Annotated in this window: 6 protein-coding genes and 1 pseudogene; all 7 read left to right on the top strand. The window is 66.1% G+C overall.

Going from position 1 to position 7,417, the window contains the following annotated elements; all coding sequences use genetic code 11:
* Nucleotides 1–615: chemotaxis protein CheB (locus VIR09_RS13635; protein WP_332013344.1), on the top strand; the 615-nt coding region annotated here is incomplete at its 5' end.
* Nucleotides 616–665: 50 nt separating this feature from the next.
* Nucleotides 666–1,055, top strand: a complete 390-nt coding sequence (gene cheY, locus VIR09_RS13630) for a chemotaxis response regulator CheY (RefSeq protein ID WP_013393379.1) — start codon at nucleotides 666–668, stop codon at nucleotides 1,053–1,055.
* 8 nt (nucleotides 1,056–1,063) lie between these two features.
* Nucleotides 1,064–1,696, top strand: coding sequence for a protein phosphatase CheZ (cheZ, locus tag VIR09_RS13625; RefSeq protein ID WP_054456663.1), 633 nt, complete (start codon nucleotides 1,064–1,066; stop codon nucleotides 1,694–1,696).
* Nucleotides 1,697–2,066: 370 nt separating this feature from the next.
* On the top strand, nucleotides 2,067–3,464 hold the full coding sequence (locus VIR09_RS13620; RefSeq protein ID WP_332013343.1) for a methyl-accepting chemotaxis protein: 1,398 nt from the start codon (nucleotides 2,067–2,069) through the stop codon (nucleotides 3,462–3,464).
* Between the two features lie 186 nt (nucleotides 3,465–3,650).
* The gene (gene flhB / locus VIR09_RS13615) at nucleotides 3,651–4,805 is read left to right on the top strand and encodes a flagellar biosynthesis protein FlhB (RefSeq protein ID WP_332013342.1); all 1,155 of its coding nucleotides are present in this window, start codon (nucleotides 3,651–3,653) and stop codon (nucleotides 4,803–4,805) included.
* Nucleotides 4,806–4,808: 3 nt separating this feature from the next.
* Nucleotides 4,809–6,929, top strand: coding sequence for a flagellar biosynthesis protein FlhA (gene flhA, locus VIR09_RS13610; RefSeq protein WP_332013341.1), 2,121 nt, complete (start codon nucleotides 4,809–4,811; stop codon nucleotides 6,927–6,929).
* Nucleotides 6,926–7,417 (top strand): annotated as a pseudogene (locus VIR09_RS13605) (flagellar biosynthesis protein FlhF); the annotation flags it as partial. The gene flhA and the pseudogene VIR09_RS13605, both read left to right, overlap by 4 nt.

The following is a 7,417-nucleotide window of genomic DNA, read 5'->3' as shown; positions in this document are numbered from 1 at the left end:
CCCATGCTGCGCCGGCCGCTGTCCAGCTCGGAAAAGCTGGTCATCGTTGGCGCTTCCACGGGCGGCACCGAAGCCATCCGCGAAGTCCTGCAGCCGCTGCCGCCGGACAGCCCGGCCATTCTGATTACCCAGCATATGCCGGCGGGCTTCACGCGCTCGTTCGCGCAGCGCCTGGATGCACTGTGCGCGGTGACCGTCCGCGAAGCCGTGCACGGCGACCGCGTACTGCCGGGACACGTGTACCTGGCGCCGGGCGGCGACATGCATATGCGCCTGGGACGCAGCGGCGCCAACTATGTGATCGAACTCGAAGCCAGCGAACCCGTCAATCGCCACCGCCCGTCGGTGGACGTGCTGTTCAATTCGGCCGCGGTCGCCGCTGGCAAGAACGCTATCGGCGTCATCCTGACCGGCATGGGCAAGGACGGCGCCGCCGGCATGCTGGCCATGCACCGCGCTGGCGCCCACACGATTGCGCAGGACGAAGCCAGCTGCGTCGTCTTCGGCATGCCGCGCGAAGCTATCGCCTTGGGCGCCGCGGATGAAGTGGTTTCGTTGTCGGCGATAAGCGAACGCATTCTGACTCGCCTGGGCGATCGCGGGCACCGCGTCTGACGCGCAAAGCTCCCCGATCGGTCCAAGGCAAATTTTTTCTGGAGTAGAAGATGGTAGACAAGGGCCTGAAGATTCTGGTGGTGGATGACTTCCCCACCATGCGGCGGATCATCCGCAACCTGCTCAAGGAGCTGGGTTTCGAGAACGTGGATGAGGCCGAAGACGGCGCCATCGGCCTGGAAAAGCTGCGCAATGGCGGCTTCCAGTTCGTGGTGTCGGACTGGAACATGCCCAACCTCGATGGCCTGGAGATGCTCAAGCAGATCCGCGCCGACGCGGCGCTGGCATCGCTGCCGGTACTGATGGTGACGGCCGAGGCCAAGAAGGAGAACATCGTGGCGGCGGCCCAGGCCGGCGCCAACGGTTATGTGGTCAAGCCTTTCACGGCGGCAACGCTGGAAGAGAAGCTCAACAAGATCTTCGAGAAAATCGCGGGTTGAGGTGAGCCATGAGCACGACGGAACATGAGAGCCCGGGCGAATCCCCCGACCTGATCCACCGTATCGCGTCGCTGACGCGCATGCTGCGCGACAGCATGCGCGAGCTGGGACTGGATCAGGCCATCAAGGACGCGGCCAACGCCATTCCAGACGCCCGCGACCGTCTGCGCTACGTGGCGCAGATGACGGAACAGGCGGCCAATCGCGTGCTGAACGCTACCGAGCAGGCCGGCCCCATCCAGGATGGCCTGTCGCGTTCGGCGCAGGCGCTGGATGCGCGCTGGCAGCAATGGTACGACCAGCCGCTGGAGCTGCCCGAGGCACGCGAACTGGTGAAGGACACCCGTGCGTACCTGCAGGACGTGCCGAAGCAGGCGCAGCAGACACAGTCCCAATTGATGGAAATCATCATGGCGCAGGATTTCCAGGACCTCACGGGCCAGGTCATCATGCGCATGATGGATGTGGTGGGCGCGATCGAACGCGAACTGCTGCAGGTGCTGCTGGACAACGTTCCGCAAGAGCGCCGGGACGAGGCCAACAGCCTGCTCAACGGGCCGCAGATCAGCCCGCAGGGCAAGACCGACGTAGTGACCAGCCAGGATCAGGTCGACGACCTGCTGGCGAGCCTGGGCTTCTAGCCAGGAATCGCGCCGCCGGACCTGCCCTCCGGCGGCGCCCCTTCCTGATGGTGCAGCCGGCGCATGAACGTATTCCCTAGGGGCGTAAACCGCGCCTCATCGATAGACTTCCCTCCAGAATAATAAATAGGGGCCGTGCAGCGTGAATCATGGCGTGCATTGCGCGTCAGGCAACGGATGCCCATAGAAGGCGATCCGGGCCGGCACAAGGAGGTTGATCGTGGCCAGATCCGTATTCCGTCTGGGAGGCATGTGGAGCTTGTTGCGGCGGCTCAATCGCGGCGACGCGACGCTGTCGGAGCGCACTTTATCCTTTAGTCCGGCCGTTTGGCCGCTATACGGCTTCATGACGCGCATACGCAGCCGCATCATGACCGTCCGCCAATCCAGCATAGAAATCGCGCTGAATGCCGCGCGCACGCAGTTCCAGGCGGGCCATTGTTCGCTCCTGGCGCAAGAGCAGGCGCGCGCCGCCGACGCGCTCGCGGCCAGCGGCGCACAAATCTCCGCCCTGTCGGCATCGACATCCACCCATGCGCGCGAGATCGCCGAGGTGTCGGGGCAGAATCTGCACGCGGCACAGCAGGCGCTGGCCGAGCTGTCCGACGTCAAGGCGCGGGTGGAGCGCATGACGCGCGAGATGGCGTCGTTCAGCGAGGTGGTCGGGCAGTTGACCGGCCGGGCCCAATCGGTGGGCGACATCAGCAAGCTGATCAAGGAGATTGCCTTGCAGACTCAGCTCCTGGCCTTGAACGCGGGGGTGGAGGCGGCCAGGGCGGGAGATGCGGGGCGCGGCTTCGCAGTAGTGGCCAGCGAGGTCGGGCGCTTGGCCGAGCGCGTGAACTCGGCCACCAGCGATATCGGCCGGCACACCGCCGAGATGCTGGAACTCGTGGAAACGACCCAGCGTCAGACCGGCACGCTGCGCGAGGATGTCGACACATCCGGCGAAGTGCTGGGCCGGACATGCTCCGGTTTCGAGCGATTCGTGCGCGACTTCGACAGTATGAACCGGCAGGTTGGCGACGTGGTCCAGGCCATCGGCGAGGTCGACGCCACCAATCACGGCATGAGCGAGGACGTGGGGCGGATCGCCGCGCTGAGCGCCGACGTGCTGGAGCGTGTCGGCAGCATGTCGGGCGAGATCGACCGCATCCGCCGCCAGACGGAAAGCGTGCAGGAGGTGCTGGCCGACATGCGCACCGGCAATACCGCCTTTGACGGCCTGTCCGAGACCGTCGAAGCCTTCCGGGACGCTGCTGTCAGCCTGCTGGAAGATGCCAGAAACCGCGGGGCCGATGTGTTCGACCGGCACTACCGCCGCATTCCCGGCAGCGATCCCGCGCGCTACCACACCAGCTACGACCGGCAGATCGATGTATCGGTGACCCGATTGCTGGATAGCGTGCTGGATGGCGTGCCGGGCGGGATCTACACGATCCTGGTGGATGGCAGGGGTTACGCGCCGGCTCACAATCTCCGTTTTTCCCAGACGCCCAGCGGGGATCCGAAGCAGGATATCGCGCGGGTGCGGAACAAGCGCATTTTTGACGATCCGGTGGGTTTGCGCCTGGCGACCAACACCGGCGGCATGTTGCTTCAGACTTACTCCCGCGACACGGGCGAAATCGTCAACGACATTTCCATCCCGGTCTATCTGGGGTCGGAACATTGGGGCGCGGTGCGGATCGGCCTGGATTTCAACCGCTTCCAGACGGTGGCGGGAGAGGGCGAGGCCGGCCGTCTGGCGGTTGCCGCAGGGGCCTGACGCGGCCAGCCGTCACGGGGCAGGGGGCGTTCCAGGCCGGCCTGGAACGCGCCTCCTGGAACGCATCCGGGAATAGCGCCGCTTTCCCCCCGTTTCTTGGCATATCGCCGAAGCCGGGGGCCTCCTAGAATCTCGGCGGGCAGCTCGTCATTCCAGAATCCGCGAGCCGCAACATTACCGCAGAGCATGGCCGAAGAAAGCGACCTCGAAAAATCCGAAGCCGCCTCTCCCAGGCGCCTGGAAAAGGCGCGCGAGGAGGGGCAGATTGCGCGTTCCCGGGAATTGGGGACGTTCATGATGCTGGCGGCGGGCGTGGGCGCCATCTGGGCGGGCGGTGGTTCGCTCTACCGCACCCTGACCGGCGTGCTGCGCAACGGCCTGGGTTTCGATCAGCGCATCGTCGCGGATCCCGGCGTGATGGTCGAGCGGGCGGTCGAGGGGTTCGGCCAGGCCTTGCTGGTGTTGCTGCCTGTTTTCGGGCTGCTGGCTGTCATCGCAGTGCTGTCCAGCGTGCTGCTGGGCGGCATCGTCATCTCGGGCAAACCCCTGCAGGCCAATTTTTCCAAGCTCAGCCCGTTGGCCGGCTTGAAACGGATGTTCTCGTCGCAGACGGTGGTGGAGCTGATCAAGGCGCTGGCCAAGGCCCTGCTGGTGGGCGGCGTGGCGGTCTGGGTCATCTGGCGCTACCACGACGACATGCTGAGCCTGATGCACGTGGCGCCGTCCGCGGCGCTGGTCAAGGCGCTGACGCTGGTGGCGATGTGCTGCGCCTTCATCGTGGCCTCGCTCATCGTCATCGTCATGCTGGACGTGCCGTGGCAGATCTGGAGCCACCTGAAGAAGCTGCGCATGTCCAAGGAAGACGTGCGCCAGGAACACAAGGAAAGCGAAGGCGACCCGCACGTGAAGGCGCGCATCCGGCAGCAGCAGCGCCAGGCGGCGCGGCGCCGCATGATGTCCGAAGTGCCGAAGGCGGACGTGGTGGTGACCAATCCCACGCACTACGCCGTGGCCCTGAAGTACGACGAGGAAAAGAGCGGCGCGCCGCGCGTGCTGGCCAAGGGTACCGGCCTGATCGCGGCCAAGATCCGCGAACTGGCGGCTGAAAACCGCATTCCGACATTGGAAGCGCCGCCGTTGGCGCGCGCATTGCATCAACACGTGGAGATCGGCCAGGAAATCCCGGCCGAACTCTACACCGCGGTGGCAGAAGTGCTGGCGTGGGTCTTCCAGCTGCGCTCCTGGCGGGCCGGGTGGGGCGCCGAACCTACGGTCCCGACCAAGCTGGCCGTGCCGGCCGAGCTGGACCCGCAAGCCAAAACCGCAGCACAAGGAGCTTAAGGAATGAGCGCTTTGCTCACCATGTTGAAGAGTAGCGGGGCCTCGCATGCGCGGCTGCTGGCGGGACCCATCCTGATCGTGATGGTGCTGGGCATGATGGTCCTGCCCCTGCCCACGTTCCTGCTCGACCTGCTGTTCACCTTCAACATCGCGTTGTCCGTGATGATCCTGCTGGTCGCCATGTTCACGCGCAAACCGCTGGATTTCGCGGCGTTTCCCGCGGTTCTGCTGTTTGCCACGCTGTTGCGCCTGTCGCTGAACGTCGCCTCCACCCGCGTGGTCCTGCTGCACGGCCACACCGGTCCCGATGCGGCGGGCAAGGTCATCGAGGCCTTCGGCCACTTCCTGGTCGGCGGCAACTTCGCAGTGGGGATCATCGTCTTCGTGATCCTGACTATCATCAACTTCATCGTCATCACCAAGGGTGCCGGCCGTATTGCGGAAGTGGGCGCGCGCTTCACCCTGGACGCGATGCCGGGCAAGCAGATGGCGATCGACGCGGACCTGAACGCCGGCCTGATCGGCGAAGACGAGGCGCGCAAGCGCCGCGCGGAGGTCTCGCAGGAATCCGACTTCTTCGGCTCGATGGACGGCGCCAGCAAATTCGTGCGCGGCGATGCCATCGCCGGCCTGCTGATCATGGCGATCAACATCATCGGCGGCCTGATCGTGGGCGTTGCCCAGCACGACATGTCGATGGGCGATTCGGCCCGGGTCTACACGCTGCTGACCATCGGCGACGGCCTGGTGGCCCAGATTCCGGCGCTGGTGATCTCCACCGCGGCGGGCGTGGTGGTGTCGCGAGTGTCGACCGACCAGGACATCGGCCAGCAGATCCTCAGCCAGCTGTTCTCCAATCCCAGCGTGCTGTTCCTGACGGCCGCCATCGTCGGCATCATGGGCCTGATTCCCAACATGCCGCACGTGGCCTTCCTGACCCTGGCCGGCGCGCTGGGTTGGGGCGGCTGGGTGCTGTACAAGCGGCAGACTGCGGCAGCGGCCGCAGCCGCGGAGGTGCCGCCGCAGGCGATCACCCAGGCGCAGGCCGCCGCGGCCGAGGCCAGTTGGGATGACGTGTCCATGGTGGACCAACTGGGCCTGGAGGTCGGCTACCGCCTGATCCCGCTGGTGGACCACGCCCAGAACGGCGAACTGCTGCACCGCATCCGCAGCTTGCGCAAGAAGTTCGCGCAGGACGTGGGCTTTCTGCCGCCAGTCGTGCATATCCGGGACAACCTGGAACTCAAGCCCAACGACTACCGCATCCTGCTGTCCGGCGTGGAAGTCGGCCATGGCGTGGCGATGCCGGGGCAATGGCTGGCGATCGACCCGGGCGGCGTGACCATGCCGATCAAGGGCACGCCCACGACCGACCCCGCCTTCGGCCTGCCGGCGCTGTGGATCGACGGCAGCCTGCGCGACCAGGCGCAGGTAGCGGGCTACACGGTGGTCGATGCCGGCACGGTGGTGGCGACGCACCTGAATCACCTGATGCATCGCCACGGTTCCAACCTGCTGGGCCGCCAGGAAGTGCAGCAGCTGCTGGACCGCATCGGCCGCGACGCGCCCAAGCTGGTCGAGGATCTGGTGCCCAAGACCCTGTCGCTCACGGCGTTGCAGAAGGTGCTGCAAGGCCTGCTGTCGGAAGAGGTGCCGATCCGCGACATGCGCACCATCATCGACACCTTGTCCGAGCATGGCCCGCGTCTGGCGGCCTTGGCTGCAGGCACGGGCAGCCAGCCCGATATCAATGAACTGATCGCGCTGACGCGCCGTTCGCTGGGCCGCGCCATCACCCAGCAATGGTTCCCGGGCGAGGGCGAGCTGCGCGTGATCGGCCTGGACGTGAAGCTGGAGCGGGTGCTTTCGCAGGCCATGACGACCAGCGGCGGCTTGGAGCCGGGCCTGGCCGATACCTTGCTGCGCGAAGCGCAGGCCGCGGTCGAACGCCAGGAATCGCAGGGCAACGCGCCGGTGCTGCTGGTGTCGCCGGTCTTGCGCGCGCCCTTGTCGCGCTTCCTGCGGCACCATTTGCCGCAGCTGGGCGTGTTGTCGAATACGGAAATACCCGATGAGCGCATGGTGCGTGTGACCGCGCTGATCGGTGGAGGTAATGGGGCATGAAGATAAGTCGATTTTTCGGAGCGAACAGCCGCGATGTGATGCGTCAGGTCCGGCAGGTGCTGGGGCCGGACGCGTTGATCGTGTCGAATCGCAGCGTCGATGGCGGTGTCGAGGTGCTGGCCACTGTCGAAGGAGCCTTCGACGAGGCGGCTCAAGAGGCCCCTCCCAGGCAGGATCTCGCGCAATCCCGGCCGGCTGAGTTCCGTCCGCAGACGCCTGCCGGCATCCCGACGAGCGTACGTTTCGATGCCCCGGATACGGCGGCGCGTCCCTCGGTGTCCGCGCCCGTCATGCCGCCGGTCGGCTACCCGGCGCCGTCGCGTTCGATTGCTGCTTACCACGCCGCATACGCAGCGTCGACGCAGGCCGAAGACGAGACGCCGCAGGTTGCGCCCCAGACGGCGGCGCCAGCTTCGGCTGCGCCTGTGCGTGTTGAACTGCCTTCCTTGCCGCCGTTGCGCCAGGCGCCCGCGGACGCGGCCCCGGCC

It is taken from the genome of Achromobacter sp. (assembly GCF_036567245.1).
In the GTDB taxonomy this organism is placed as follows: domain Bacteria; phylum Pseudomonadota; class Gammaproteobacteria; order Burkholderiales; family Burkholderiaceae_B; genus Achromobacter.
Note: the sequence above shows the minus strand (reverse complement) of the source record. Positions and strands in the feature narration are given on the sequence as shown.

Coding starts and splice junctions, on each gene's coding strand:
- cheY (WP_013393379.1), top strand. CDS start 666: ATGGTAGACAAGGGCCTGAAGATTCTGGTGGTGGATGACTTCCCCACC.
- flhB (WP_332013342.1), top strand. CDS start 3,651: ATGGCCGAAGAAAGCGACCTCGAAAAATCCGAAGCCGCCTCTCCCAGG.
- VIR09_RS13620 (WP_332013343.1), top strand. CDS start 2,067: ATGACCGTCCGCCAATCCAGCATAGAAATCGCGCTGAATGCCGCGCGC.
- flhA (WP_332013341.1), top strand. CDS start 4,809: ATGAGCGCTTTGCTCACCATGTTGAAGAGTAGCGGGGCCTCGCATGCG.
- cheZ (WP_054456663.1), top strand. CDS start 1,064: ATGAGCACGACGGAACATGAGAGCCCGGGCGAATCCCCCGACCTGATC.